This is a genomic window from Streptomyces sp. NPDC059255 (assembly GCF_042752355.1).
Classification (GTDB): Bacteria; Actinomycetota; Actinomycetes; order Streptomycetales; family Streptomycetaceae; genus Streptomyces.
In genome coordinates, this window is sequence record NZ_JBHYZP010000043.1 from 39,955 (window position 1) to 63,387 (window position 23,433).

Here is a 23,433-nt window from a genome sequence, read left to right on the forward strand (position 1 = left end):
CGTAAAGCGGACAAACAACCCCTCGCCGGTAGCGCTGGGCTAGTAGCGCTGGTTCAGGTAGCCGAGGAGTTCCTCGTGCAGGACGCCGTTCGACGCCGCCGCGTTGCCGCTGTGCGGGCCCGGACGGCCGTCGAGGCCCGTGAAGCTGCCGCCCGCCTCCTGGACGACGATCGCGGGCGCGGCCATGTCCCACAGCGACAGTTCCGGCTCCGCGCACATGTCCACGGAGCCCTCGGCTACCATCATGTAGGGCCAGAAATCGCCATAACCGCGCGTCCGCCAGCACGCCCGGGACAGATCCAGGAAACCGTCCAGCCGGCCCTGTTCCTCCCAGCCGGTCAGCGAGGAGTACGCGAACGACGCGTCCTGCACGCGCGACACGTTCGAGACACGCAGCCGCGTCGCGGACGACAGACTGCGCCCCGTGTACGCGCCGCCGCCCTTCGCGGCCCACCAGCGGCGGCCCAGCGCCGGTGCGGACACCACACCGACGACCGGTTCGAAACCGCCCTCACCGGCCACCATCAGCGCGATCAGCGTCGCCCAGACCGGTACCCCGCGTACATAGTTCTTGGTGCCGTCGATCGGGTCGACGACCCAGCGGCGCGGGCCCGTGCCCTCGACGCCGTACTCCTCGCCCAGGATCGCGTCGCGCGGCCTCGCCCGCTGGAGGTTGCCGCGGATCAGCTCCTCGGCCGCCTTGTCGGCCTCGCTCACCGGGGTCATGTCCGGTTTTGTCTCGACCTTCAGGTCCAGAGCCTTGAACCGGTCCATCGTCGCGGCGTCGGCGGCATCCGCCAGTACGTGGGCGAGACGCAGGTCATCGTGGTAGTCGGGCATGGGCGCCACAGTATCCACCGGGGCGGTGGAGCTGCCACGGCCCCCTGGGCCCGGTCGGCCGGAACCGGACGACGGTCTTGACAGTGAGCGACGGTCCGTCAACTCTGTGCGCAGAGCCGCACGGCCCCGGAGGCGACGATGCCCAGCGCGCGTGAAGCCCTGCTCAGTGCTGCCCTTTCGGCCCTCGCCGACCAGCCGTGGTCCGCGGTGCGCATGGTCGACGTGGCGGCGGCGGGCGGGGTCTCCCGGCAGACCCTGTACAACGAGTTCGGCAGCAAGGACGGCCTCGCCCGCGCCCTGGTACGGCGCGAGGCGGACCGCTACCTGCACGGAGTGGAACGGCTGCTGCGCGAACGCGCGGACGCCGCCGACCGGCTGGTGGCGGTCGCCGAGTGGACCGTGGGGGAGGCGCGCGCCCGGCCGCTGCTGCGGGCGCTGCTCACCGGCTGCTGGGGCGAGTGGCTGCCCGCCCCGCGCCCCGCACGGCCCGACGCCGCCCCGTCCGGCATCCCGGCGCAGCGCCGCGCCGACGCGGGACCGCCCGCCACCACCGAGCTCGTGGCACTCGTACGGGACAGATCCGCGGCCGCGCTCGACCCCACCCGCAAGGACCACGGGCGCCCGGATCCGGGCCGTCCGGAGCACGGCCGCGGCGAACACGGTCACGCGGGCCACACCGGCCCCGTCGGCCACAGCCGGTTCACCGCGTACGGCCGTACCGAACTGCTCTACCGATGCGAACTGGCCATGCGGCTCGCGCTCGCCCATCTCGTCGCGCCCGGCGCCGAACCCGTGGGCCCGCTGGTCCGCACCGCCGTCACGGCCCCGCCGTCCGCGCTGCTCAGTGCGCCGAGCCCGAGAGCTGGAGCCCGATGACGCCCACGATCACCAGCGAGATGGAGATCAGTTTGAGGACGGACACGAGGTCGCCCAGGAAGACCATGCCGTAGATCGCCGTACCGGCCGCGCCGATACCCGTCCACACCGCGTACGCCGGGCCCACGTCGAGCTTCTTCAGGGCGAGCGTCAGCAGTCCGAAGCTGCCGAGTGCGAAGGCCGCGAAGGCGATCGTCGGCCAGAGGCGGGTGAATCCGTGGGAGAGTTTGAGACAGACGGCGAAGCCCGTCTCCAGGATTCCCGCCACCACGACCAGCAGCCACGCCATGTCAAACGTCTCCCCACGTCAGTGACCGCCCGGCGCGCCGGGTCTTCCGCCGACCGTCTGTGACCAACTGTGACAGGGCTGTCGCTCCTGATGGTGATTATGCCCTTACCAGTCGTGCCGGTCCGCAAACACGGCCACGGCCCGGCCGGCACGGTCCTGGGCCGGCGGACCCGGTCCTGGCCCGGCCGACACCGTCCGGGCCGGCGGACCGGCCACGGCGTGGCGCGGTCAGTCGCCCTCGCGCCGCTCGCGCGTGGCGAGCAGCCGCCGGAGCGAGTACAGCCGGGCCGGATCGGCGTGCCCCTCGGCCACCCACGCGTCGAGCGCGCACTCCGCCTCGTCGTGGCTGCACGCGCGCGGACACCCCTCCGTGCCCGGCACCAGGTCGGGGAAGGCCAGGATGACCCGCGAGGGATCGACATGGTGCAGGCCGAAGGAGCGGATGCCGGGGGTGTCGATCACCCAGCCCTCCGCCTTGGCCAGCGGCAGCGCCAGCGCCGAGGTGGTGGTGTGCCGGCCGCGCCCCGTCACGGCGTTGACGTCGCCGGTGATCCGCTGCCTGTCGTCCGGCACGAGGGCGTTGACCAGGGTCGTCTTGCCGACGCCCGAGTGGCCGACGAAGGCCGTGACCCGGCCGTCGAGGTATTCGCGTACGAGATCGGCCGCGTGACCGCTCATCAGCTCGTCGCGGCGCGTGACGACATGACGGATGCCCAGCGCCCGGTAGGTCTCCAGCAGTTCGTCCGGCGGCGCGAGGTCGGACTTGGTCAGGACCAGGAGCGGTTCGAGACCCCCGTCGAAGGCGGCGACGAGACAGCGGTCGATCAGCCGGGGGCGCGGCTCCGGGTCGGCGAGCGCGGTGACCACGGCGAGCTGGTCGGCGTTGGCGACGACCACGCGCTCGTACGGGTCGTCGTCGTCCGCCGTGCGCCGCAGCACGGAGCGGCGCTTCTCGATCCGTACGATCCGGGCGAGCGTGTCCTTCTTGCCGGACAGGTCCCCGACGAGGAAGACCTGGTCCCCCACCACGGCGGCCTTGCGGCCCAGTTCGCGCGCCTTCATCGCCACGACGGCCCGGTCCTCGACGAGACAGGTCAGCCGCCCCCGGTCGACGGTCAGGACCATGCCCTCCGACGCGTCCTCGTGCTTGGGCCTGATGTTCGTACGCGGCCGGTTCCCCTTGGGATTGGGGCGGGAGCGGATGTCGTCCTCGTCGGGGTTCTTGCCGTAGCGCCGCATGCCCTCAGGCACCCGCTCCCGCGAGCATCTCTGTCCACATCCGCGGGAAGTCGGGCAGGGTCTTGGCGGTCGTGCCGACGTTCTCGATCTCCACACCGGCCACGACGAGGCCGATGATCGAGCCCGCCGTCGCCATGCGGTGGTCGTCGTACGTGTGGAACACGCCGCCGTGCAGCGGGCGCGGGCGGATGTGCAGACCGTCCGCGGTCTCGGTGACGTCACCGCCCAGCTCGTTGATCTCCTTGGTGAGCGCGGCCAGCCGGTCCGTCTCGTGGAGCCGCAGATGGGCGACGCCGCGCAGGGTGGACGGCGAGTCGGCGAGCGCGGCGACCGCCGCGATGCCGGGCGTCAGCTCCCCGACCTCGCTCAGGTCGAGGTCGACGCCGTGGATCCGGCCCGTACCGGTGAAGGTGAGGCTGGTGCCCCCGGCCGTCTCGGTGAACTCGCAGGAGCCACCCATCGCGGTGAAGATCTCGCGCAGCGCGTCGCCCGGCTGGGTGGTCCGTACCGGCCAGTCGGGGACGGTCACCCGGCCGCCGGTGACCAGCGCGGCGGCCAGGAACGGCTGGGCGTTGGACAGATCGGGCTCGACCGTCAGGTCGCGGCCGAGGAGCGCGCTGGGGGAGACCCGCCAGACGTTCGGCTCGCCGCCCGTCTCGGGTTCGTCCACCTGCGCGCCGACCCCGCGCAGCATGTCGACGGTCATCCGGATGTGCGGCAGGGACGGCAGCCGGGAGCCGGTGTGGCGCACCTCCACGCCCTGGTTGAAGCGCGGCCCCGAGAGCAGCAGCGCCGAGACGAACTGGGAGGAGGCGGAGGCGTCGATCTCGACGGTGCCGCCGTCCAGCGCGCCGCCGCCGTGCACGGTCAGCGGGAGCGAGCCGCGGTCGTCGTCGTCGATCCGGGCGCCGAGGGCGCGCAGCGCGTCGATGACGCTGTGCAGCGGACGCTCGTACGAACGGGGGTCGCCGTCGAAGCGGACGGGCCCGTCGGCGAGGGTTGCCACGGGCGGCAGGAAGCGCATCACCGTACCGGCGTTGCCGACGTCGACCGAGGCGGGGCCGCTCAGCCCGGCGGGGATCACGCGCCACGCCTCGCCGCTGGGGCCGCCGCCGGAGCTGGACGAGACGGTCTCCTCGATGCCGACGCCCATCGCGCGCAGCGCCTCGGCCATGAGCAGGGTGTCGCGGGAGCGCAGCGGACGGCGCAGCCAGCCGGGCTCGGCGGCCAGCGCGGCGAGGACGAGGCCACGGTTGGTGACCGACTTCGATCCGGGCACGGTGACCGTCGCGTCGACGGCCCCGCTCGCGTAGGGGGCGGGCCAGAGGGCGGACTGCACGGAGCTTTCGGTCATGACCCACACTTTAGTGGGTCTTGACGATGCCGGATCCTGATCAAATACGCAGCAACCCGGGCGTAATGTGAAGGTGATAGGCGGTTCGGTGTCTCAGTGGTCAGAGGCCCAGCAGCCAGCGTCCGCCGCCGATCAGGGAACAGAGCGAGACGGCGTGGAAGAAGAGCAGCCACAGTGTCGGCGGCGTGTGGGTGAGCCGGCCGAGCTGGTCGGCGTCCGAGTCCCCGGCGCCGCCGTGCCGCCGCTTCGACTGGAGCTCGAACGCCGGGCGCACGCCGCCGAGCAGCAGGAACCAGACGGCGGTGTACGCGAAGGCCGCCTGGACGTCGGGGCTGGTCAGCCAGGAGATGAGGAGGAAGGCGGCACCGGTGACGATCACGGTGAGCGCCCCGTACGCGTTGCGGATCATCACCAGTATCGCGAGCAGCAGCGCGGTCGTCAGCCAGAGCAGGAGGGTGATGTGGTCCGCGGCGAGCAGCCAGGCGCCGCCGAGCCCCAGCAGGGGCGGCGCGGTGTAACCGGCGGCGGCGGTGAGGATCATGCCGAGGCCGGTCGGCTTTCCCCGGCTGACGGTGAGGCCCGAGGTGTCGGAGTGCAGCCGTATCCCGTCGAGTCTGCGCCCGGTGCACAGGGCTATCAGCCCGTGGCCGCCCTCGTGCGCGATGGTGATGGCGTTACGGGAGAGCCGCCACAGCGCGCGCGGGACGACGACGACGAGCGCGACGGCCGCCGTGGCGATCACCAGCCACTCGTCCGGTGCCGACTGGGTGCCGAAGACGCGATCCCAGAGATCGCCGAGCGAGGTCGGGTCGATGCTGGCCATTTCTCGGGCGGCTCCTCAACTGGGGGTACGTCGTGGCAGTCTGGCACTCATACGCGGTACGGGGGAAAGACGCTCAGCCGCCGCCCCCCCTTCCGGCGGACGGGAAACGCACAGGCAGTTCATAAGGTGGTTGATGGGGAATGTGCGGCAGGTACGCGGCGAGCCGCCGGCCCGAGGACCTTCAGGGGATCTTCGGCATCGAGAAGTGGGAGCCGGAGGAGACGCTCGCCCCGGACTGGAACGTGGCGCCCACCAAAGAGGTCTATGCGATCCTTGAGCGCCCCCTGAAGGACGCGCCCACGCCCCGTCCGGTGCGCCAGCTGCGGCGGCTCAGGTGGGGGCTCGTCCCGTCCTGGTCGAAGACGCCGGAGGGCGCCGCCCGGATGATCAACGCGCGGGCCGAGACCGTCCACGAGAAGCCGTCCTTCCGCCGGCCCTTCGCCTCGCGGCGGTGCATCCTGCCCGCCGACGGCTACTACGAGTGGGTCACCGGCTCCGACGAGCGGCAGCTGGAGGAGCAGGGCAAGAAGAAGCGGACGCGGAAGCAGCCGTACTTCGTCACCCCCGCCGACGGCTCGGTGATGGCGCTGGCCGGGGTGTACGAGTTCTGGCGCGACCCGACCCTGCCGCCCGACCATCCGCTGGCCTGGTGGGCGACCTGCTCGGTGATCACCACGGAGGCGGAGCGGACCCCGCTCGCGGTGGCGCCCGCGGAGGGGCCGGAGGCGCTGGCGGACATCCACCCCCGGATGCCGCTGATGCTGACCCCGGACCGCTGGGACGCCTGGCTGGACCCGGCCCGTACGGACCCGGACGACCTGCGGGGGCTGCTGGAGCCGCCGCCGGCCGGGCTGATGCGGGCGTACCCGGTCGCGACGGCGGTCAGCAGCGTCCGCAACAACGGGCCCGAGCTGCTGGAGGAGCTGGCCGCGCCGGAGGAGAGCACGCTGTTCTGAGGGGCGTGCCCTGGTCCGGGGGCGTGGCCCCTTCTGAGGAGCGTGCCCTGGCCCGGGGAGGGGCCCCGGGGCGGCAGGATGGCTCTGTGACTCAGGATGACCGTGTGACCCACGACGGCCGGGTGACCCGTGTGACTCGTGACATGCCTCGGGAGCCGACGGCCCAGACCGTGGAGACCCCCGCCGGGGACGCCAGGATCACCTGGCACCCCGCCCCGCGCCCGCGCCTCGTCCTCGCCCTCGGCCATGGCGCGGGCGGCGGGATCGAGGCGCGGGACCTGCGGGCGCTCGCCGGGGCGCTGCCGCCGCTCGGGGTGACCGTCGCTCTGGTGGAGCAGCCCTGGCGGGTGGCGGGGAAGAAGGTGGCGCCCGCGCCCGCGACCCTCGACGCCGGCTGGCGGGCGGTGTGGCCCGCGCTGGAGCGGCCGGGGCTCGGCCTCGTCGCGGGCGGGCGCAGCGCCGGGGCGCGCGTGGCCTGCCGTACGGCGCGCGAGCTGGGCGCCCGCGCGGTACTGGCGCTGAGCTTCCCGCTGCATCCGCCCGGCCGCCCCGAGAAGTCCCGGGCGGCGGAGCTGCTGGGCTCCGGGGTGCCCACCCTGGTCGTACAGGGAGGCAACGATCCCTTCGGAAAGCCCGCGGAGTTCCCCGAGGGGGCGGTGGAGTGGACGCCCGGGGAGACACCGGAGGGGGCAACGCGGTCGCCGGAACCCTCCGGAGGCGGTTACGGGCTCCTTGAGGTGCCGTACGGGGATCACTCCTTCGCCGTACCCAGGAAGGCACCTCTCGGACCGGACGGCACTCTGGAAGTGATCACCGGGGGCGTCGCCCGGTGGCTGGCGGCCCTGGGCGGTTCCCGGCGGGAATGATGCGCGAGGGGTCGCTGTTGTGACGAACGTCGGTACACAGCGCATCGAGAGGGAGTCCGTCGTATGGGTTCGACCATCTGCCCGCGCCGCAAGGACGCCACTGACCTGGAGTGGACGGTGCTTTCCGCGGCCCGGAACGCCCCGGGGCGGGCCGGCGCCGGAGCGGACCGACAGGCCCCGTCCCGGCAAGGTCGACTATTCTCCGATTCGAGTGGGTCCGCTTTTGGATCCGCCGGGGCATTGGAGGAGGTGGGTCCGGTCACTGGGACCGACGGAGCGACCGACGACGGCCACATCGAAGAGACCACAGCCGAGCGCAACGCCCGCTTCGAGCGGGACGCCCTGGGCTACCTCGATCAGATGTACTCGGCCGCGCTGCGCATGACGCGCAATCCGGCCGACGCCGAGGACCTGGTGCAGGAGACCTATGCCAAGGCGTACGCGTCCTTCCACCAGTTCCGTGAGGGCACCAACCTCAAGGCGTGGATGTACCGCATCCTCACGAACACCTTCATCAACTCGTACCGCAAGAAGCAGCGCGAACCCCAGCGCAGTGCCGCCGAGGAGATCGAGGACTGGCAGCTCGCGCGCGCCGAGTCGCACATGTCGACCGGGCTGCGCTCCGCCGAGTCGCAGGCGCTGGACCACCTCCCTGACTCCGATGTGAAGTCGGCGCTCCAGGCGATTCCGGAGGAGTTCCGGATCGCCGTCTATCTCGCCGATGTAGAGGGCTTTGCGTACAAGGAGATCGCGGACATCATGGGGACACCCATCGGTACGGTGATGTCACGACTCCACCGTGGCCGCCGCCAGTTGCGCGGCATGCTGGAGGATTACGCCCGTGACCGCGGGCTTGTCCCGGCAGGTGCCGGGGAGTCGTCGGACGATCGGAAAGGTTCGGGCTCATGAGCTGCGGAGAGCCGCATGAGACGGATTGCGCCGAGGTTCTCGACCACCTCTACGAGTTCCTCGACCGGGAGATGCCCGACAGCGACTGCACCAAGTTCGAGGTCCACTTCGAGGAGTGCTCCCCGTGCCTGGAGAAGTACGGCCTTGAGCAGGCCGTGAAGAAGCTGGTGAAACGGTGCTGCGGCCACGACGACGTACCGGCCGACCTGCGCGCCAAGGTACTGGGACGGATCGACCTGATCCGCTCGGGCGAGGCGGTACCCGACCATGACGTGGCATCGACGACGGCCGTGACCACAGCGGCCGGCGGCGAACTGCCGGGGACCGGCCTGCCCGGAGTCGCCAAGGAGTGACGCGTCCCCTTCGGGGCCGTCTTCTTCGGACCGTCCTCTTTGGGACCGCCCGTTCGGGACCGTCCGTTCGGGACGCCGGTGGACCATGACGGGGGCGTATCGCGCGCTGCGCGGTGCGCCCCCGTCATGGTCCATAGCACCTTATTCACCCGAAGGTGCTAATCAGCGCCAATTACCCGATGATCGCCCCCCAACTCGCTAGCCTGACCCTCTGTTTGGGCGGCGTCGAGGGAGGGGGCTGGGACGCGTGAGGGCCATACCGGGTGCGGCGCGCGCGTACATTCTGGTGACCGCGCTCTGCGCCGCCGCCTGTGCCCAGCCCGCCCTGCGCGACGCCGGCTCCACCCCCTGGCTCGCCGCCGGGCTGCTCGCTGCGCTCTACGCCCTCTGTGAGCTGCCCGCCCGCTGCCGCGTCCTCGGGCGCTCGCTGAACGGCTCCGTACCCGTCGCGGCCGGGTCGTTCTTCCCCGTGCTGCTCGCCGCCGCCCTGCTGCTGCCGCCCGCCGCCGCGGCGCTGGTCGCCGTGCCCGGCGCGCTGCTCGGCCGGATCGAGCAGCGGCCGCGGAGCGCGCGGCGGATCTGGCGCGCGGCCCAGCTCGCCCTCGCCACCTGGGCGGCGGCCCGGGCGCAGATGGTCTTCGGCGGTCCCGTCGCGCTCGGCGGCGGGGGGTACGGGCTGACCGTGCCCGACTTCCCGTACGTCCTGCTCCCCGCGGGCGCCGCGGCCCTCGCCTTCTGCCTGGTGGTCACCGCGCTGGACGGCTCCATCCTCGTCGTCGCCGAGCGGATGGACCCGCGCACCGCCTGGCGCGGACTGCTGGCGAGCTCCCTCGCCCCGCACGCCGCGCACGGGCTGGCCGGACTGATGATGGCCGTCCTGTGGCGCAGCCCGTACGGGCCGCTGTCGGCGCTGCTGGTCCTGCTGCCGATGTACATCTCCTGCTGGGTCTTCGCCCAGTACCACCGCGAGCGCGCCGCCCATCAGGCCACGATCAGGGCACTCGTCCAGGCCGTCGACATCAAGGACACGTACACCCGGGGGCACAGCGAGCGCGTGGGACACGCCTCCGTGCTGATCGCCCGGGAGATGGGCATGGAGCGGGAGCGGATCGAAGTCCTCCGCTTCGCCGGGATCCTGCACGACGTCGGCAAGCTCGGCGTGCCGACCCGGGTGCTCCGCAAGGACGGCCCCCTGACGCCCGAGGAGCGCCGCGTCATCGAACTGCACCCCGAGTACGGGCACGAGATGGTGCGGGGCATCGCCTTCCTCGGCGAGGCGCGCGGCGCGATCCTCCACCACCACGAGCGGCTGGACGGCAGCGGTTACCCGTACGGGCTCGCCGGGGACCGGATTCCCGAGTTCGCCCGGGTGGTGGCGGTGGCGGACGCCTTCGACGCGATGACCTCGACCCGTTCCTACCGGCGCGGGCGGCCGGTCGCGACGGCGGTGGCGGAGCTGGAGCGGTGCGCGGGGACGCAGTTCGACCCGGCGATGGTGCGGGCGCTGGTACGGGCCCTGGACCGGCACGGCTGGCGGACGGCGGTCACGGCGGACGAGGAGACCGCCCCGTCCGCCCCGGCTTCCCCGTCCACCCCGTCCGGCCCGGCTTCCCCACCAGCCCCCGGGCCGCGCGGAAACGTCCCTTCGGCGCGCACCACCGAACCGGGCGCGGCGGCCGGGGCGTACCGCACGGCCGGCCCGCGTACGACCGACACCCGTGCGCCCGGCGGCGTGTCCCGTGGCGGCCGACGATGACCGCCGCCACCACCACCGTCCAGGCGCCGGCGGGCCACGCCCGCACCCGCGCCCTCCCCCTCGCCGTCGTCGCCCTGTACGGCGCGGCCGGGCTGCTCACCGCCGCCGGCCTCGGCTCGACCCTCTGGCACGGCCTCGCGGAACCCCGGGTCGCCCTCGCCTTCGGCGTCCTCGTCGCCGTCGGCGAACTGGCCCGCTGGGGCGCGCTCCCCGGCGAACGGGAGCCCGCGCCGCTCGCCGCCGCCGGGGCGCTCGGCTACGCCCTGCTCGGCGAGAACGCCGGGCAGGAGACCACCCACGGCGTCCTGCAGACCGTGGCCGTCGTCCTCGCCGCCACCCTCGCCGGCGCCGCCCCCCATGTCGCGCGCGGTCACGGCCCCACCCCCGACCAGCTGGTCCGGCGGGTACTCACCGCCGGCTTCGCCGCCGTCTGCTTCCAGCCGCTCTACAACTCCGGCGAACTGCGCGAACACGTCGGCGCCGGGCCCGGCCACGCGCTCCTGCTCCTCGTCCTGCTGGTCCTCACCGCGCTCTGCGACGCCGTACTGGCCGCCCTGATGGTGCGCGCCCGCACCCGCCATCCCTTCGGCCCGCTGCTCCGCGACGAACTGCGGGCCCTGCTGCACATCGGCTCCGCCGTCTGCGCCACCGGCGCCGTGATCGCCCTCGGCGTCGCCGTCGCCGGACTCTGGGCGCTGCCCGTGTTCTGCGTACCGCTGCTGCTCACACAGCTCTCCTTCCGCCGGTACGCCGCCGTACGCGCCACCTACGCCCAGACCATCGCCTCGCTCGCCCGCGCCACCGAGATCGCCGGCTACACCCGGCACGGACACGCCCGCAGGGTCGCCGACCTCAGCCGGGCCGTCGGCCGCGAGCTGGGGCTCTCCGGGCCCGAGCTGACCGTCCTGGAGTACGCCGCCCTCATGCACGACATCGGCCAGCTCTCCCTCGTCGACCCGGTGCCCGAGGGCGCCACCGCGCTGCTCCCGGTCGCCGAGCAGCGCCGTATCGCCCTGCTCGGCGGCGCCGTGGTCCGGCAGACCGGGGTGCCCGCCGCCGTCGCGATGGTGGTGGAGCGCCAGGCCGATCCGTACCGCGAGCAGCCCCTCCCCGCCCGGATCATCCGCGCCGTGAATGCGTACGACGACCTCGCCGGGGAAAGTGCCAGTGCGGGCGGACCGCTCGCCGCGCTGGAGCGGCTGCGGCTCGGCACGGGGCACGACTACCAGCCCGAGGTGGTCGAATCCCTGGCGCGCGTCCTCTCCCGGGGCGGCCCGGCCGCTGGTGGGGCGGGGTAACCCATGGGTAATGAGCGGGCGTCCGACCGGGCATGGTTGGATGCGAAGAAGAGGGTGGAAGAAGAGGGTGTCAGGGGGCACTGCCCGACGACCGGCAGGCGGGAATCGTGAAGATCTTCGGGAAGGTACGGCATCGGCCCTCCGCCTCGTGGCGGCAGGCCACCGACCGCGCGTTCACGCTGATCGGTGACGGCCGGTACGAGGACGCGGGCGCGCTGCTGACGCGCGCCGCCGATCTCGAACCGTGGCTCTCCGAGTCCTGGTTCAACCTGGCGCTGCTGCACAAGTTCCGGCACGACTGGGAGCAGGCGCGCGCCGCCGGACTGCGCGCCGTGGCCCTGCTCGACAAGGAGACCGGCGCCCCCGACTGGTGGAACGTCGGGATCGCCGCGACCGCCCTCCAGGACTGGCCGCTGGCCCGCCGCGCCTGGCAGGCGTACGGGCTGCGCGTGCCGGGCGATCCGCACAGCGTCCAGGCGAACGGCGAGCCCGAGGGCATGGTGCTGGGCAGCGCGGCCGTCCGGCTCTCCCCGGAGGGCGAGGCCGAGGTGGTCTGGGGCCGCCGGATCGACCCGGCGCGGATCGAGGTGCTGTCGATCCCGCTGCCCTCGTCGGGCCGCCGCTGGGGCGAGGTCGTCCTCCACGACGGCGTGCCGAACGGTGAGCGCACCACCTCCGCGAGCCCGGACGGAGCCGTCCGCGCCTACCCGGTCTTCGACGAGATCGAGCTGTGGGCCCCCTCGCCCGTACCCACCTGGGTGGTGCTGCTCGAAGCGGCCACGGAAGGGGACCGGGACGCCCTGGAACGGCTGGCCGCGGACGCCGGTTTCGCCGCCGAGGACTGGTCGTCCTCGGTGCGGCTGCTCTGCCGCTCCTGTTCGGAGTCGACGATGCCGAGCGCCGAGGGCGACGGCGAGCACCTCGACCCGCACGACCACAGCGAGCCGGGCCACCCGGGGCCGCTGGGGCACCGTACGGCCGGCGAGCTGTGGGCACCGGAGCGCGAGTGCGGGATCGCGGCGCCGCCCGGGCTGGTGCGCGGCCTGCTCGACGGATGGGTCGCCGACAGCCCGGACAGCCGGGAGTGGCGCGACCTCGAAGAGGTGTGCTGAACGCAGGGCGGGGACGGCCCCGGAGCGCACCGGAGGGCCCGGACCGCTGCCCCCTCGGTCACCCGCCGGACCGCCCGCCGGGGCAGCCGTAGCCCGTCCGCCCGGTCACCCGCCGGGTCCGGGACCGGTGAGCCTTGCGCGGGCTGCCCTTAGGCTGTACGGGCACACCGGCGCACCGCCCGGGATCGTGCAAGCAGCATCGGTACCGAGGAAGGCGTACTGCGGACATGGCGCAGCAGGAGACGGACCAGGGATACGAGAGCGGCACCTCGGTGGCGGAACCGGGGGACGGGTTCGTCGTGGACACGGAGGACGCGGCGGCCCGTGAGCTGGCGCACCGCGAGCGCGGCACGTCCCGCCCGATCACCGTGGTCGGGAACCCGGTGCTCCACAAGGAGTGCCGGGACGTCACGGAGTTCGACGACGAACTGGCCCGGCTGATCGACGACATGTTCGCCAGCCAGCACACGGCCGAGGGCGTGGGCCTGGCGGCCAACCAGATCGGCGTGGACCTGAAGGTCTTCGTCTACGACTGCCCGGACGACGACGGCGTACGGCACGTCGGCGCCGTCTGCAACCCGGTGCTGGAGGAACTGCCCCCGTCGGAGCGTCATCTCGACGACTCCAACGAGGGCTGCCTCTCCGTGCCGACCGCGTACGCCGCGCTGGCGCGCCCCGACTACGCGGTGGTCCGCGGCCAGGACGCGCAGGGCAAGCCGATCAGGGTCGCGGGCACCGGCTACTTCGCGCGCTGCCTCCAGCACGAGACGGACCACCTGTACGGGTACCTCTACATCGACCGGCTGTCGAAGCGCGACCGCAAGGACGCGCTGCGACAGATGGCGGAGAACACGCCGCGCTACGAGGTCGTCCCCAACTCCTGAGCGGTGCCGGGCTCCTGGGCGGCGCCCGGTCCCTGGGCCGTGCCCGGTCCCTGGGCCCCCTCGGGGGTGTCCGGGGTGTTCTGCGCGCCGCCGGACGTCGCCCCGTCCCGCGGCGGCAGGAGGCCGTCGGAGCGCTCCAGCGACCCAGGGTCCACCGTCCGCAGGTACGTGTCCCAGATCCGTACGGGGAAGACGTTGCCGCGCTCGGTGTCCGGGCCGCCGACGCCCTGCATGCCCAGGAGCTGCGGGGTGTCCGGCTTCGTACGGAACATCGCGACCGCGGTCGAGAGCTTCTCCGTGGAGCCGATGAACCACGCCGAGCGCATGTAGTCGCCCGCGTTGGTGCCGCCCGCCCAGACGGGCGCCCCGGCCGGCCGGGGCGCCCGTACACCCTGGTCCTCCCGCTCCACCAACTCCCTCTTCGCCAGTGCGGCGAGGGCGTTCTGCCCCGTGTTCAGGAGTGAGGCGGAGACCTCCGCGGCCACCTCGGCCCTCATCGCGCGCTGCGGCTCCGGCCTGGTGAATCCGTCGACGGGGACGCCGTCGCGTTCGACCGAGGCCACCGAGTACGGCTCGGTCCGGCTGCCGTAGTTGACGAAGGTCGTGTAGGCGCCGGCCAGCCGGACGGCGCTGGGGGTCGAGGTGCCGATGGAGAACGTCGGCTCCAGCTTCGCCATGGACTCCTCGCGCAGCCCGGCCGAGACGGCCATCCGCCGGACGTTCCGCAGCCCGACCTTCTCGCCCGCGCTCACGAACGGGGCGTGCCCCGTGCCCAGCATCGCCCTGGCCAGCGGCGACCCGATGAACGCGGGGACGGCCACCGGGGCGTCCGTCGCGCGCGGGCCCGGTGCGGCGGTGTCCTTCCCGGTCGGCTCCGCGGCGGAGCCGTACTCCAGTGCGGCGGCGTACACGAACGGCTTGAACGCGGAGCCGGCGGGCACGCCCGAGGTGTCCGCGTTGTTGCTGAAGTGGGTGATCGCGTCGGCGCCGCCGTACACCGCGACGACCGCGCCGTCCTCGGGCCGTACGGACGCGGCGCCGACCTCCACATGGCGGTCGGCCGGGCGCTTCTCCGGGTCGAGGCCGTCCTTCCGTACCGTCTCGACCGCCTTGGCCAGCGCGTCCACCTTGTCCTTCTCGAAGGTCGTGTGGACACGGTAGCCGCCGCCCGCGAGATCCTTGTCGGTGATGCCGCCGCGGCTCTTGAGGTACTTGTTGGCGATGTCGACCAGATAGCCGGTCTGCCCGGCCTGACTGGTCGGCTTGACCGGCTTCCTCGGCTCGGGGAAGTCCTGGTACGTGGCGCGTTCGGCGGCGCTCAGCACACCCGTCTCGACCTGACGGTCCAGCACCCAGCTCCAACGGTCCACGGCCCGGCGGTGGTTGGCCGGGCTGAGGGAGGGGTCGTAGCTGTCCGCGCCCTTGAGGAGGGTGGCGAGCAGTGCGGCCTGGCCGGCGTCCAGATCCTTGGCGGGGACGCCGTAGTAGGCGTACGCGGCGGCCTGGACGCCGTACGAGTCGCGGCCGAACCAGGAGGTGTTGAGGTAGCCCTCCAGGATCTCCGCCTTGGTCTTCCGGTTGCTGATCTTCAGCGCGAGGACGAGTTCCTTGACCTTGCGGCTGACCGTCTGGTTCTGGGTGAGGTACGTGTTCTTCACGTACTGCTGGGTGATGGTCGAGCCGCCCTGGGTCTCCTCGCCCTCGATGATGCTGAGGGCGGCGCGGCCGATGCCGGTGAAGGAGACGCCCGAGTCGGAGTAGAAGTCGGCGTTCTCCGCGGCGATGACGGCGCGCTGCACGGAGGCGGGGACCTGGGCGAGCGTGACGTCCTGCCGGTTGACGTCGCCCACGCTCACCATGCGGCTGCCGTCGGCCCAGTAGTAGACGCTGGCCTGGCGGCGGGCGGAGTCGTGTGCGCCGGGTATCTCGACCTGGGCATAGACGACGGCGAGCAGGCCGCCCAGGGACACGGCCGAGAACAGGGCGACGCCGGAGACCAGCTTCCAGGACGGTGTCCAGCGCCGCAGGCCGTGGCGGCCGTGGCGGGGGTAGTCGATCAGCCGCCTGCGGGCGGGGGCGGGGTGCTCGTCGGCTTCCCCCGTATGTGAACGTTCTGTGCGGGTCGGGGCTTGTGTGGTGCGGCGCGACCGGAGCGCGTGGGGCAGTCTCATCGGTGCGGACCTCCTCCTCGGTCAAGAGCCCCACCGTGGGGAGGTGGTGGCTCGGACTCTGGAATGGAGAGTTCCGGTGGGTGGTGGAGGTTGTTGCCCTCCATGGAATCTTCACAACTGGCAGGTTTGATTATCCGGAAGGTCGGACCTAAGGATCCTGTCACCCAGGGTGTTCGGGCCATGCGTGACGTTCAGGCCACGTGTGAGGGCCCCCGGAAGGTGCGGCGGTACGCGTGCGGCGTCGTCCCGAGCGTGCGGAGGAAGTGGTGGCGCAGCCCGGCCGCGTTCCCGAACCCGGAGCGGCCGGCGACGCTGTCCACCGTCTCGTCCGTCCCCTCCGGCAACTCCTGTGCCAGCAGCACGCGCTGGCGCAGCAGCCAGCGGTGCGGAGTCGTCCCCGTCTCCTGCTGGAAGCGGCGGGCGAACATACGCGGCGACATGTGCGCCCGGGCGGCGAGCTGTTCGACCGTCATCTCCCGGTCGAGGTGGCGCTCCATCCAGCCGAGGACCTCCACGTTGAAGGTGGCACTGTCGGTTCCATGGCCCCCCCGCCGTTCGTACGGGCGTTTCCCTGTCCCGCGCCCATGGTAGGAAGTGAGGCGGGGGACCACGGTCGAAGGGGGAGACGCATGGCGAGCAGGGGGACCGGCTCCATGCCGGGGGACGAGTTCTTTCTTCCGGGGAACTCCTCCTTCACCGATTTCCTGATAGCCCACAGCCCGGAGCTGCTGGGCACGCGCCGCTTCCTGCCCCCGGGCGCCCGGCCCGCCCCGGATCAATTCCCGCACGGTACGACGGTGTTGGCGCTCACCTACCGGGACGGCGTGCTGATCGCCGGTGACCGGAGGGCCACGATGGGGAATCTCATCGCGCAGCGCGATCTGGAGAAGGTGCACGCCACCGACGACTTCACCGCCGTGGCCTTCGCGGGCACGGTCGGGCTCGCGGTGGACATGGTCAAGCTGTACCAGGTCGAACTGACGCACTTCGAGAAGATGGAGGGCATCCCCATGACCCTCAACGCGAAGGCGAACCGGCTGGCCGGGATGGTCCGGGAGAACCTCGACCAGGCGATGCAGGGCCTCGTCGTGGTGCCGCTGCTCGCCGGGTACGACGAGTCGGCCCCCGAGGGCGCGCGGGGACGCATCTTCAGCTACGACGTCACCGGCGGCCCGTGGGAGAAACGGGACTTCCACGTGGAGGGGTCCGGATCCCCGTTCGCCCGGGGCGCGTTGAAGAAGCTGTACCGCGCGGGGATGGACCGCCGCGACGCCGCCCTGACCGCGCTCCAGGCGCTGTACGACGCGGCGGACGACGACTCGGCCACCGGCGGGCCCGACATCGGCCGCGCGATCTACCCCGTCGTCTCGGTGATCACGGAGGACGGCTACGAGCGGCTGCCCGAGGCCGAGACGGCCGCTCTGAGCCGCGCGATGATCGCCGGGCGCCGGCACCGCCCGGACGGTCCCCCTGCCACGCTCTGACGCGACCGCCACGCTCTGACGCGACCGCCACGCTCTGACGCGACCGCCACGCTCTGACGCGACCGCCACGCTCTGACGCGACCGCCATGCTCTGCCCTGACCGGCACGCGCTGCCCCGACCGGCCCCCGGCGCGCGACCCGACTGCCACACTCTGACCCCATGAACCGTTTCGACATCGACGATGATCTGGTGCGCACCCTGGTGCGTGAGCAGCACGCGGACCTCGCCGGGCTGGATCTGCGACCGGTCGACGGCGGCTGGGACAACCAGATGTGGCGCCTCGGCGACGAGTTGGCCGTACGGATGCCGCGCACGGAGCAGGCCCCCTCCCTGCTGCGCAACGAGCACCGCTGGATGCCCGAACTCGGTCCTCGCCTGCCCCTTCCGGTCCCCGTCCCGGTGCGCGTCGGCGAACCGTCCGCGCGCTTCCCGCGCCCGTGGACCATCACGACCTGGGTGCCCGGCGAGCCGGCCGACCGGACCCCGGTCACCCGGGGCGGGCCCGCGGCGGACTCCCTGGCGGAGTTCCTCCGGCTGCTCCACCGGGAGGCGCCCGCCGAGGCACCGGTCAAGCCGCACCGCGGGGTGCCCCTCGCAGCGGTGACCTCGCATTTCGAGAGTTCGGCCGACGCCGTCGGCGGCCTGGACGGTGAGCTGAGGGCCGTGTGGGACGAGGCGGTCGCGGCCCCGGAGTGGCAGGGACCCCCGGTGTGGCTCCACAGCGATCTGCACCCGGCGAACGTCGTCGTCGCGGACGGCACTCTCGCGGGTGTGGTCGACTTCGGCGACCTGTGCGCCGGTGATCCGGCGACGGACCTGGCCGCCGCGTGGCTGCTGCTGCCCGCCGGGGCGGACCTCCGCCTCCTGCACGGGTACGCGCACGCCGACGAGGCGATGATCCGGCGCGCGCGGGGCTGGGCGGTGCTGCGCGGCATGAACCTCCTCGCCATCGGCCGGGCCGGTGACCGGGGCCTGCCCGGTGGCAAGGTGACCTGGGGCCCGGCGGGCCGGGCGACGCTCGACCGGGTGCGGGCGTCGTGGCGGAAGGCGGGCCTGCCTCGATGAGGAGCCTGGAGATCGTGCCGTTCGAGAGCGGTTTCGTGGAGCCGGCCGCGCTCCTGCTGGCCGAGGCCCATGCCGACGGCGGGGCCGGCCGCCCGGCCGGTGTGCTGGATCTCGCGGACCCGGACGTCGCCCGCCGTCTGGTGGGCGAGTGGCAGGGATCGGGGCCGGGAGTGGCCGCCGTACGGGACGGCAGGCTGACCGCGTTCATGGCGGCGACCGTGTCCCGCCTGCCCGGAGAACAGTGGGCGCGGATTCGCCTCCCCCAGTACGCGTGCGAGCGGCACGAGCGGCGCGCGACCTGGCGGAGCCTGTACGCGGCGCTCTCGGGCCGGCTGGCCGGCATCGGCGCGTACGACCACGCCGTGGAGGTCCCGGCGTACGACCGGGAGACGGTCTCCTGCTTCTTCGAGCTGGGCTTCGGGATCGACCAGGTCAGGGGCTTCCGCCCGGTCACCGGCCCGGCAGCCCCGGCGGAGCCCCCACGGGGGACCCGGCTGCGCGCGGCCCGGGCCGGCGATCTCGCCCCGATGTTCGAGCTGGCCGTGGAGTTGCAGCGCTTCCACACCGCGGCACCGGTCCTGCGTCCCGTCCTCGCCGACCTGCGGCCGATCCGGGAGGCGCTGTCGGCGGCGCTGACGGACGACGCCCAGCTCCTACTCGTCGCCGAGGAGGACGGCCGCCTGACGGGCCTGGTCCAGGCCGCGGCGGACACCCGGCATGCCGGCGCGGCGACGATCGGCCTCGCGGTGGTGGCCGCGCCGTCCCGGTCCACCGGTGTGGGCACGGCGCTGGTCGCCGCCGCGGGGGAGTGGGCGGCGGACCGCGGCTTCGCCACGTACGGCGCCGAGTGGTCGTCCGCCAACCCGGTCAGCGACGCGTTCTGGCGCGGCCGGGGCATGGTCCCGGCGCGGTTCAAGCTCAGGCGGCTGATCGACTCCCGCGTGGCGTGGGCCGAAGAGCGCCTGGGCTACGGGCACTTCGGGTAGCCACTGACGGGTGGGTCACTCACCCTTTTCAGGGCGGTGCTGATGGAACAGATCGACGCCCTCCACGAGCCCCTTCTGCAGTACCTCCGCGTTCTCCTCCTTCATGAGCCACTCCAGCGCCTCATGGCTGTTCGGGGTCGACGTGACGAGCTGGTACTGGGCGAGATATCCCGCCAGGCGTTCGAGGAGCAGACTCGACTTGATCCCGATCTGCAGGCCCTGCGGCTGCTCGGCAAAGGCCGCGCGGATCGGTTTCCTCCCCCGGTGATAGCTGTCCAGGATGTGGAACTCGCGGGCGAGCTGATTGCGTTCCGGGGTCAGTCGCCCCTCGGGCGTGCTCGACAGGATCTGCGTCAGCGTCCCCTTGCCCCGGTCGTACGTGTCCCCCATGGCGAGCTTCAGCGCCGCGGCCGCCTCCCGGCCGAACGCCCGCAGCTCGGTCGAGATCTTGCGCTGTCTCATGTTCTGCGGCTTTTCCTTGGAGCCGTAACGCTTCTCGACCGAGTCCAGGGCGTGCTGCATCTCGTGGGTCATGGTCGCGGCGAACTTCCGCAGCTCCGCCGCGGAGGCATCGGCCCCTGGCGGTGCCACCTGCAACGTGCCGCCAACCCCCTCCGGGGCCAGGGCGAACAACGCGCGCGAACCGGCCGAGGGCCCTGCCTGCTCGTTGATCGCGACCGTTTCGGAGGAAGCGTTCAGGGTCTCGAACAGATCGCGGTACGGGACGGAGAAATCCTTCCCCGGCTGCTCCCCACCCGATGCCTGGCTCAGCAGAGCGGTGAACGCGTCAGGTGCGAGATGCTGCCGGGACCACGGGGCCTGTGTGTAGTCGACAGTACGCTGCACGGCCAGGCCGGCCCGGCCCGAGGACGCCTGCGCCGTGGCACCGGGGCCGGGCCCGTGGCCGGCACCGGGGCCTGAGCCGTGGCCGGTGCCGTGAGCCGGTCCGCGCTGCTCGATCATCCTGGCCACCGCGGCGTTTCCCGCACTGCTCTGCAGCGCCGCGTACTCCGAGTACGCCGTGGAGTCCGCACCGGGCGCCGGAGTGCTCGCCGCCGGCGTTTTCTTCGCCGGTGTTCTCGACTGCTGCGGTCTCCCGTGAGGTGCCTGCATGCGTCTCTCCATCCCTCTCGGCCGCGCCACGACCCACTGGTGAAGTTTTAGCCCGGCAGCAACTACCAGAGTTCCAGCAGCGTTTCACTAACTCTGCTTGTCAGGTTCGTGAGGTTGAGTGTAGAGGGATGACGTCCCGTGGGCGCCGGTGGTCAGTGCGCCCGGCGCAGTCCGGCGACGAGGAGCCCGACCAGCCGGCGCGCGTCGTAGCGGGCATCGCTCTCCGCGCCGATGCAGAGGTTCCCGACGCCGCGCATGAGTTCGTACGCCTCCAGGTCCGGCGGGATCTCCCCGGCGGCGGCCGCGGCCTCGACCAGTTGGCCGCACACGGGCAGCAGGCGGTCGAGGAAGTAGGCGTGCAGCGCCTCGAAGCCGGTGTCGTCGGAGCGCATCGCGGAGGCGAGGCCGTGCTTGGTGACCAGGAAGTCGACGAAGAGATTGATCCACTCCGCCAGCGCGGCGTGCGGGGTCGCGCTGCTCGCCAGCAGGGCGGGACCGGCCTCGGCGCAGGCCTCGATCTGGTGCCGGTAGACGGCGATGACGAGATCCGCCCGCGTCGGGAAGTGGCGGTAGATCGTGCCCAGCCCGACGCCGGCCTCGGCCGCGATGTCGCGTACGGGTGCCTCCACGCCCGACGTGACGAAGACCGCGGCCGCCGCGTCGAGCAGTGTCTCCTTGTTGCGCCGGGCGTCCGTGCGCTTGGGCCGGGCCGTGGGCCGCGTACCCGTGGGTTCCGTACCCGTCGGTTCCATGCCCGGGGGTTCCGTACCCCCGTTGTCGTCGTTCACCGCGCCACTCCTTCCGCCGTCGGGCTCGTGCCCGGCCTGCTCACGTCTTCCGCTCTTCCGGCTTGCCAAGCGGAACAGTGTTCCGTATGTTTTCTGGAACAGGGTTCCGTTTGATTATGGTGCCAGAGCGGGGGCCGACGGCCCAACCGCGCCGTGCGACGGCTCGTCGCCACCCCGTGCCGCATCCCGTACCGCATCCCGGATCGCCACCCGCAATGGAGGAACACAGTCATGCAGTACCGCACCTTGGGCCGCACCGGCGTGCAGGTCAGCTCGCTCGCGCTCGGCGCGATGAACTTCGGCACGATCGGACGCACGACCCAGGACGAGGCCACGGCCATCGTCGACGCCGCCCTCGACGGCGGGATCAACCTCATCGACACCGCCGACATGTACGGCGCGGGGGAGTCGGAGGAAATGGTCGGCAAGGCCATCGCCGGGCGGCGCGACGACATCGTGCTGGCCACCAAGGCGACCATGCCCATGGGCGAGGAGCGCAACCACCGGGGCAGCTCGCGCCGCTGGCTCGTCACCGAGCTGGACAACAGCCTGCGCCGCCTCGGTGTCGACCACGTCGACCTCTACCAGATCCACCGGTGGGACCCGAGCACCAGTGACGAGGAGACGCTGTCGGCCCTGACCGACCTGCAACGCGCCGGAAAGATCCGGTACTTCGGCTCCTCGACCTTCCCGGCCTACCGCATCGTGCAGGCACAGTGGGCCGCGCGGGCCGGCCACCTGAGCCGTTACGTCACCGAACAGCCCAGCTACTCGATCCTGCAGCGCGGGATCGAGGCCCATGTCCTGCCCGTGACCGAGGAGTACGGACTCGGTGTGCTGGCCTGGAGCCCGCTCGCCTCGGGCTGGCTGTCCGGCGCGGTCCGGTCAGGACGGTCCCTCACCACCCACCGCTCGACGCTCATGCCGGAACGTTTCGACACCACGCTCCCCGCCAACCGGGCCAGGCTCGACGCGGTGGAGGAACTGGCCGGAGTCGCCGACGGCGCCGGACTCACGATGATCCAGCTCGCCCTCGGGTTCGTCACCGCGCACCCCGCCGTGACCGCCGCGATCATCGGCCCCCGTACACCGGACCATCTGCGCTCGCAGCTCGCCGCCGCCGACACCGTGCTCCCCGCCGACGTACTGGACGCGATCGACGCGATCGTCGCCCCCGGTGTCGACCTCGCCGCACACGAGAAGTTCGACACCCCTCCCGCGCTGCTCGACACCTCCCTGCGGCGCCGCTGACCGGCCGGGCTCCGCACTCTTCCGGAAGCGGCGCGCACGTACCCGGCGCGCCCCGGTGCTGAAAGGACCACAGCTCCATGCCACAACCACCCCGGCCCCGATTCGGGATCATGACCGCGCCTCAACAGGTCCATTACGACGACATCCTCCGGGTCTGGCGCGAGGCGGACGCCATCCCGGAGATCGAGCACGCGTGGCTGTTCGATCACCTCATGCCGATCGCCGGCGACCCGGGCGGAACGGCCCACGAAGGCTGGACACTGCTCTCCGCCCTCGCCGCGCATACCAGGCGGCTGCGCCTCGGCGTGCTCGTCACCAGCAACCGCTTCCGGCCGCCCGCGATGCTGGCCAAGATCGCCGCGACCGTCGACATCGTCTCCGGCGGCCGGCTCGACTTCGGGATCGGCGCCGGTTCACGGCCCGGTCACCCGCTGGCCCGGCGCGAGTACGACGCCCACGGGCTGCCCTTCCACGACGCCGCCCACGCCGTGGGCAGCCTCGACGAGGCGTGCACGGTGATCCGGCGCCTGTGGACCGAGGCCGAGCCGTTCGACTTCGACGGCAACTACATCCGGCTCACCGGAGCGTTCTGCAACCCCAAGCCCGTCCAGCGGAACCCGCATCCGCCCCTCCTCATCGGCGGACGCGCGTCCTCGACGCTGCGCGTGGTCGCCGCCCACGCGGATCTGTGGAACATCCCCGGCGGCGACATCGAGGACGTCGTCGGCCGCAGCGCGCTGCTGGACCGCTACTGCTCCGAGATCGGCCGCGACCCCGCCTCGATCACCCGCTCCATCCACCTCCCCGTCTCGTACGACCGGCCCGCCACCACCCGGGACGCGATCGGCGAGGCGGCCGACGCCGGTTTCCGGCACATCGTCCTCGGACTGCCGACGCCCTACCCGGCCGGTGTCGCCCGCTGGGTCACGGACGAACTCATCACGCCGTCGGCCTGACGGGCCCCGTCCGTACAGATCTCCTCCGGCGCGGAACTGGACTGTCAGTGCTGCGTGCGAGAC

General features: G+C 72.5%; 22 protein-coding genes and 1 pseudogene. 14 read left to right on the forward strand and 9 right to left on the reverse strand.

Translation table 11 applies throughout. The annotated features are described in order from the left end of the window. Window positions 1–39 precede the first annotated feature (39 nt). Entirely contained in the window at window positions 40–840 is an 801-nt protein-coding gene (gene hisN, locus ACFXKG_RS35220) for a histidinol-phosphatase (protein ID WP_384847709.1), read from the reverse strand. Window positions 841–978: 138 nt separating this feature from the next. On the opposite strand from hisN, the gene ACFXKG_RS35225 reads away from it, so the two are divergent. Then, window positions 979–1,716 carry a TetR/AcrR family transcriptional regulator gene (locus ACFXKG_RS35225; RefSeq protein ID WP_384847712.1) on the forward strand — a complete coding sequence of 246 codons (738 nt, stop codon included), beginning with the start codon at window positions 979–981 and terminating at the stop codon, window positions 1,714–1,716. Here ACFXKG_RS35225 and ACFXKG_RS35230 read toward each other — a convergent pair. The 4 genes from ACFXKG_RS35230 to ACFXKG_RS35245 form a co-directional block, all read right to left on the reverse strand. Further along, complete coding sequence (locus ACFXKG_RS35230) at window positions 1,682–2,005, reverse strand: multidrug efflux SMR transporter (protein ID WP_365812171.1); 324 nt, start codon at window positions 2,003–2,005, stop codon at window positions 1,682–1,684. The genes ACFXKG_RS35225 and ACFXKG_RS35230 overlap by 35 nt on opposite strands. Window positions 2,006–2,233: 228 nt before the next feature. Further along, window positions 2,234–3,244, reverse strand: coding sequence for a ribosome small subunit-dependent GTPase A (gene rsgA / locus ACFXKG_RS35235; protein ID WP_384847808.1), 1,011 nt, complete (start codon window positions 3,242–3,244; stop codon window positions 2,234–2,236). Between the two features lie 4 nt (window positions 3,245–3,248). Continuing rightward, window positions 3,249–4,598 carry a 3-phosphoshikimate 1-carboxyvinyltransferase gene (gene aroA, locus ACFXKG_RS35240; RefSeq protein WP_365812173.1) on the reverse strand — a complete coding sequence of 450 codons (1,350 nt, stop codon included), beginning with the start codon at window positions 4,596–4,598 and terminating at the stop codon, window positions 3,249–3,251. A 100-nt stretch (window positions 4,599–4,698) separates the two neighbouring features. Beyond that, window positions 4,699–5,412, reverse strand: a complete 714-nt coding sequence (locus ACFXKG_RS35245; protein WP_384847812.1) for a M50 family metallopeptidase — start codon at window positions 5,410–5,412, stop codon at window positions 4,699–4,701. Window positions 5,413–5,561: 149 nt separating this feature from the next. On the opposite strand from ACFXKG_RS35245, the gene ACFXKG_RS35250 reads away from it, so the two are divergent. The 8 genes from ACFXKG_RS35250 to def all read left to right on the forward strand — a co-directional run bounded on the left by ACFXKG_RS35250 (window position 5,562) and on the right by def (window position 13,555). Then, on the forward strand, window positions 5,562–6,377 hold the full coding sequence (locus ACFXKG_RS35250; protein ID WP_384847716.1) for an SOS response-associated peptidase: 816 nt from the start codon (window positions 5,562–5,564) through the stop codon (window positions 6,375–6,377). 143 nt (window positions 6,378–6,520) lie between these two features. Beyond that, a complete protein-coding gene (locus ACFXKG_RS35255; RefSeq protein WP_384847719.1) occupies window positions 6,521–7,243 on the forward strand; it encodes an alpha/beta family hydrolase in 723 nt (240 codons plus the stop codon). Window positions 7,244–7,492: 249 nt separating this feature from the next. Further along, window positions 7,493–8,152: a sigma-70 family RNA polymerase sigma factor gene (locus ACFXKG_RS35260; protein WP_365812177.1), complete on the forward strand. Its 660-nt coding sequence runs from the start codon at window positions 7,493–7,495 to the stop codon at window positions 8,150–8,152. After that, complete coding sequence (gene rsrA / locus ACFXKG_RS35265) at window positions 8,149–8,505, forward strand: mycothiol system anti-sigma-R factor (RefSeq protein ID WP_384847722.1); 357 nt, start codon at window positions 8,149–8,151, stop codon at window positions 8,503–8,505. Before ACFXKG_RS35260 ends, rsrA begins: the two co-directional genes overlap by 4 nt. A 247-nt stretch (window positions 8,506–8,752) precedes the next feature. Further along, complete coding sequence (locus tag ACFXKG_RS35270; RefSeq protein ID WP_384847725.1) at window positions 8,753–10,261, forward strand: HD-GYP domain-containing protein; 1,509 nt, start codon at window positions 8,753–8,755, stop codon at window positions 10,259–10,261. Continuing rightward, window positions 10,258–11,559: an HD-GYP domain-containing protein gene (locus ACFXKG_RS35275; protein ID WP_384847728.1), complete on the forward strand. Its 1,302-nt coding sequence runs from the start codon at window positions 10,258–10,260 to the stop codon at window positions 11,557–11,559. Before ACFXKG_RS35270 ends, ACFXKG_RS35275 begins: the two co-directional genes overlap by 4 nt. Before the next feature lie 107 nt (window positions 11,560–11,666). Further along, window positions 11,667–12,671: a hypothetical protein gene (locus ACFXKG_RS35280; protein ID WP_365812182.1), complete on the forward strand. Its 1,005-nt coding sequence runs from the start codon at window positions 11,667–11,669 to the stop codon at window positions 12,669–12,671. 227 nt (window positions 12,672–12,898) lie between these two features. Beyond that, window positions 12,899–13,555, forward strand: a complete 657-nt coding sequence (gene def / locus ACFXKG_RS35285; RefSeq protein WP_384847732.1) for a peptide deformylase — start codon at window positions 12,899–12,901, stop codon at window positions 13,553–13,555. Here the strand turns inward: def and ACFXKG_RS35290 are convergent. Then, entirely contained in the window at window positions 13,531–15,726 is a 2,196-nt protein-coding gene (locus ACFXKG_RS35290; protein ID WP_384847735.1) for a transglycosylase domain-containing protein, read from the reverse strand. The genes def and ACFXKG_RS35290 overlap by 25 nt on opposite strands. Window positions 15,727–15,917: 191 nt before the next feature. Then, window positions 15,918–16,238: pseudogene (locus tag ACFXKG_RS35295) on the reverse strand (helix-turn-helix domain-containing protein); the annotation flags it as partial. 117 nt (window positions 16,239–16,355) lie between these two features. Between ACFXKG_RS35295 and prcB the strand changes: the two are divergent. The 3 genes from prcB to ACFXKG_RS35310 all read left to right on the forward strand — a co-directional run bounded on the left by prcB (window position 16,356) and on the right by ACFXKG_RS35310 (window position 19,262). Further along, a complete protein-coding gene (gene prcB / locus ACFXKG_RS35300) occupies window positions 16,356–17,210 on the forward strand; it encodes a proteasome subunit beta (RefSeq protein WP_384847738.1) in 855 nt (284 codons plus the stop codon). Between the two features lie 160 nt (window positions 17,211–17,370). Beyond that, complete coding sequence (locus ACFXKG_RS35305) at window positions 17,371–18,276, forward strand: phosphotransferase (protein ID WP_384847741.1); 906 nt, start codon at window positions 17,371–17,373, stop codon at window positions 18,274–18,276. Continuing rightward, window positions 18,273–19,262 (forward strand): GNAT family N-acetyltransferase, encoded by a 990-nt coding sequence (locus ACFXKG_RS35310; RefSeq protein ID WP_384847744.1) that lies wholly within the window; start codon window positions 18,273–18,275, stop codon window positions 19,260–19,262. The genes ACFXKG_RS35305 and ACFXKG_RS35310 overlap by 4 nt, the downstream gene beginning before the upstream one ends. Before the next feature lie 15 nt (window positions 19,263–19,277). Here ACFXKG_RS35310 and ACFXKG_RS35315 read toward each other — a convergent pair whose 3' ends face one another. Together ACFXKG_RS35315 and ACFXKG_RS35320 are read right to left on the reverse strand one after the other, a co-directional pair. Further along, on the reverse strand, window positions 19,278–20,375 hold the full coding sequence (locus ACFXKG_RS35315) for a hypothetical protein (RefSeq protein WP_384847747.1): 1,098 nt from the start codon (window positions 20,373–20,375) through the stop codon (window positions 19,278–19,280). A 152-nt stretch (window positions 20,376–20,527) separates the two neighbouring features. Further along, a complete protein-coding gene (locus ACFXKG_RS35320; protein ID WP_384847815.1) occupies window positions 20,528–21,127 on the reverse strand; it encodes a TetR/AcrR family transcriptional regulator in 600 nt (199 codons plus the stop codon). A gap of 267 nt (window positions 21,128–21,394) precedes the next feature. Here ACFXKG_RS35320 and ACFXKG_RS35325 point away from each other — a divergent pair, with 267 nt between their 5' ends. Further along, on the forward strand, window positions 21,395–22,414 hold the full coding sequence (locus ACFXKG_RS35325) for an aldo/keto reductase (protein ID WP_384847749.1): 1,020 nt from the start codon (window positions 21,395–21,397) through the stop codon (window positions 22,412–22,414). A 77-nt stretch (window positions 22,415–22,491) separates the two neighbouring features. Continuing rightward, on the forward strand, window positions 22,492–23,370 hold the full coding sequence (locus ACFXKG_RS35330; RefSeq protein ID WP_384847752.1) for an LLM class flavin-dependent oxidoreductase: 879 nt from the start codon (window positions 22,492–22,494) through the stop codon (window positions 23,368–23,370). Window positions 23,371–23,433: the final 63 nt, after the last annotated feature.

Excerpts from the sequence above, each read along its gene's own strand:
- hisN (WP_384847709.1), bottom strand. The coding sequence starts at position 840 with ATGCCCGACTACCACGATGACCTGCGTCTCGCCCACGTACTGGCGGAT.
- ACFXKG_RS35225 (WP_384847712.1), top strand. The coding sequence starts at position 979 with ATGCCCAGCGCGCGTGAAGCCCTGCTCAGTGCTGCCCTTTCGGCCCTC.
- ACFXKG_RS35230 (WP_365812171.1), bottom strand. The coding sequence starts at position 2,005 with ATGGCGTGGCTGCTGGTCGTGGTGGCGGGAATCCTGGAGACGGGCTTC.
- rsgA (WP_384847808.1), bottom strand. The coding sequence starts at position 3,244 with ATGCGGCGCTACGGCAAGAACCCCGACGAGGACGACATCCGCTCCCGC.
- aroA (WP_365812173.1), bottom strand. The coding sequence starts at position 4,598 with ATGACCGAAAGCTCCGTGCAGTCCGCCCTCTGGCCCGCCCCCTACGCG.
- ACFXKG_RS35250 (WP_384847716.1), top strand. The coding sequence starts at position 5,562 with ATGTGCGGCAGGTACGCGGCGAGCCGCCGGCCCGAGGACCTTCAGGGG.
- ACFXKG_RS35255 (WP_384847719.1), top strand. The coding sequence starts at position 6,521 with ATGCCTCGGGAGCCGACGGCCCAGACCGTGGAGACCCCCGCCGGGGAC.
- rsrA (WP_384847722.1), top strand. The coding sequence starts at position 8,149 with ATGAGCTGCGGAGAGCCGCATGAGACGGATTGCGCCGAGGTTCTCGAC.
- ACFXKG_RS35275 (WP_384847728.1), top strand. The coding sequence starts at position 10,258 with ATGACCGCCGCCACCACCACCGTCCAGGCGCCGGCGGGCCACGCCCGC.
- def (WP_384847732.1), top strand. The coding sequence starts at position 12,899 with ATGGCGCAGCAGGAGACGGACCAGGGATACGAGAGCGGCACCTCGGTG.
- ACFXKG_RS35290 (WP_384847735.1), bottom strand. The coding sequence starts at position 15,726 with ATGAGACTGCCCCACGCGCTCCGGTCGCGCCGCACCACACAAGCCCCG.
- prcB (WP_384847738.1), top strand. The coding sequence starts at position 16,356 with ATGGCGAGCAGGGGGACCGGCTCCATGCCGGGGGACGAGTTCTTTCTT.
- ACFXKG_RS35305 (WP_384847741.1), top strand. The coding sequence starts at position 17,371 with ATGAACCGTTTCGACATCGACGATGATCTGGTGCGCACCCTGGTGCGT.
- ACFXKG_RS35310 (WP_384847744.1), top strand. The coding sequence starts at position 18,273 with ATGAGGAGCCTGGAGATCGTGCCGTTCGAGAGCGGTTTCGTGGAGCCG.
- ACFXKG_RS35315 (WP_384847747.1), bottom strand. The coding sequence starts at position 20,375 with ATGCAGGCACCTCACGGGAGACCGCAGCAGTCGAGAACACCGGCGAAG.
- ACFXKG_RS35320 (WP_384847815.1), bottom strand. The coding sequence starts at position 21,127 with ATGGAACCGACGGGTACGGAACCCACGGGTACGCGGCCCACGGCCCGG.
- ACFXKG_RS35325 (WP_384847749.1), top strand. The coding sequence starts at position 21,395 with ATGCAGTACCGCACCTTGGGCCGCACCGGCGTGCAGGTCAGCTCGCTC.
- ACFXKG_RS35330 (WP_384847752.1), top strand. The coding sequence starts at position 22,492 with ATGCCACAACCACCCCGGCCCCGATTCGGGATCATGACCGCGCCTCAA.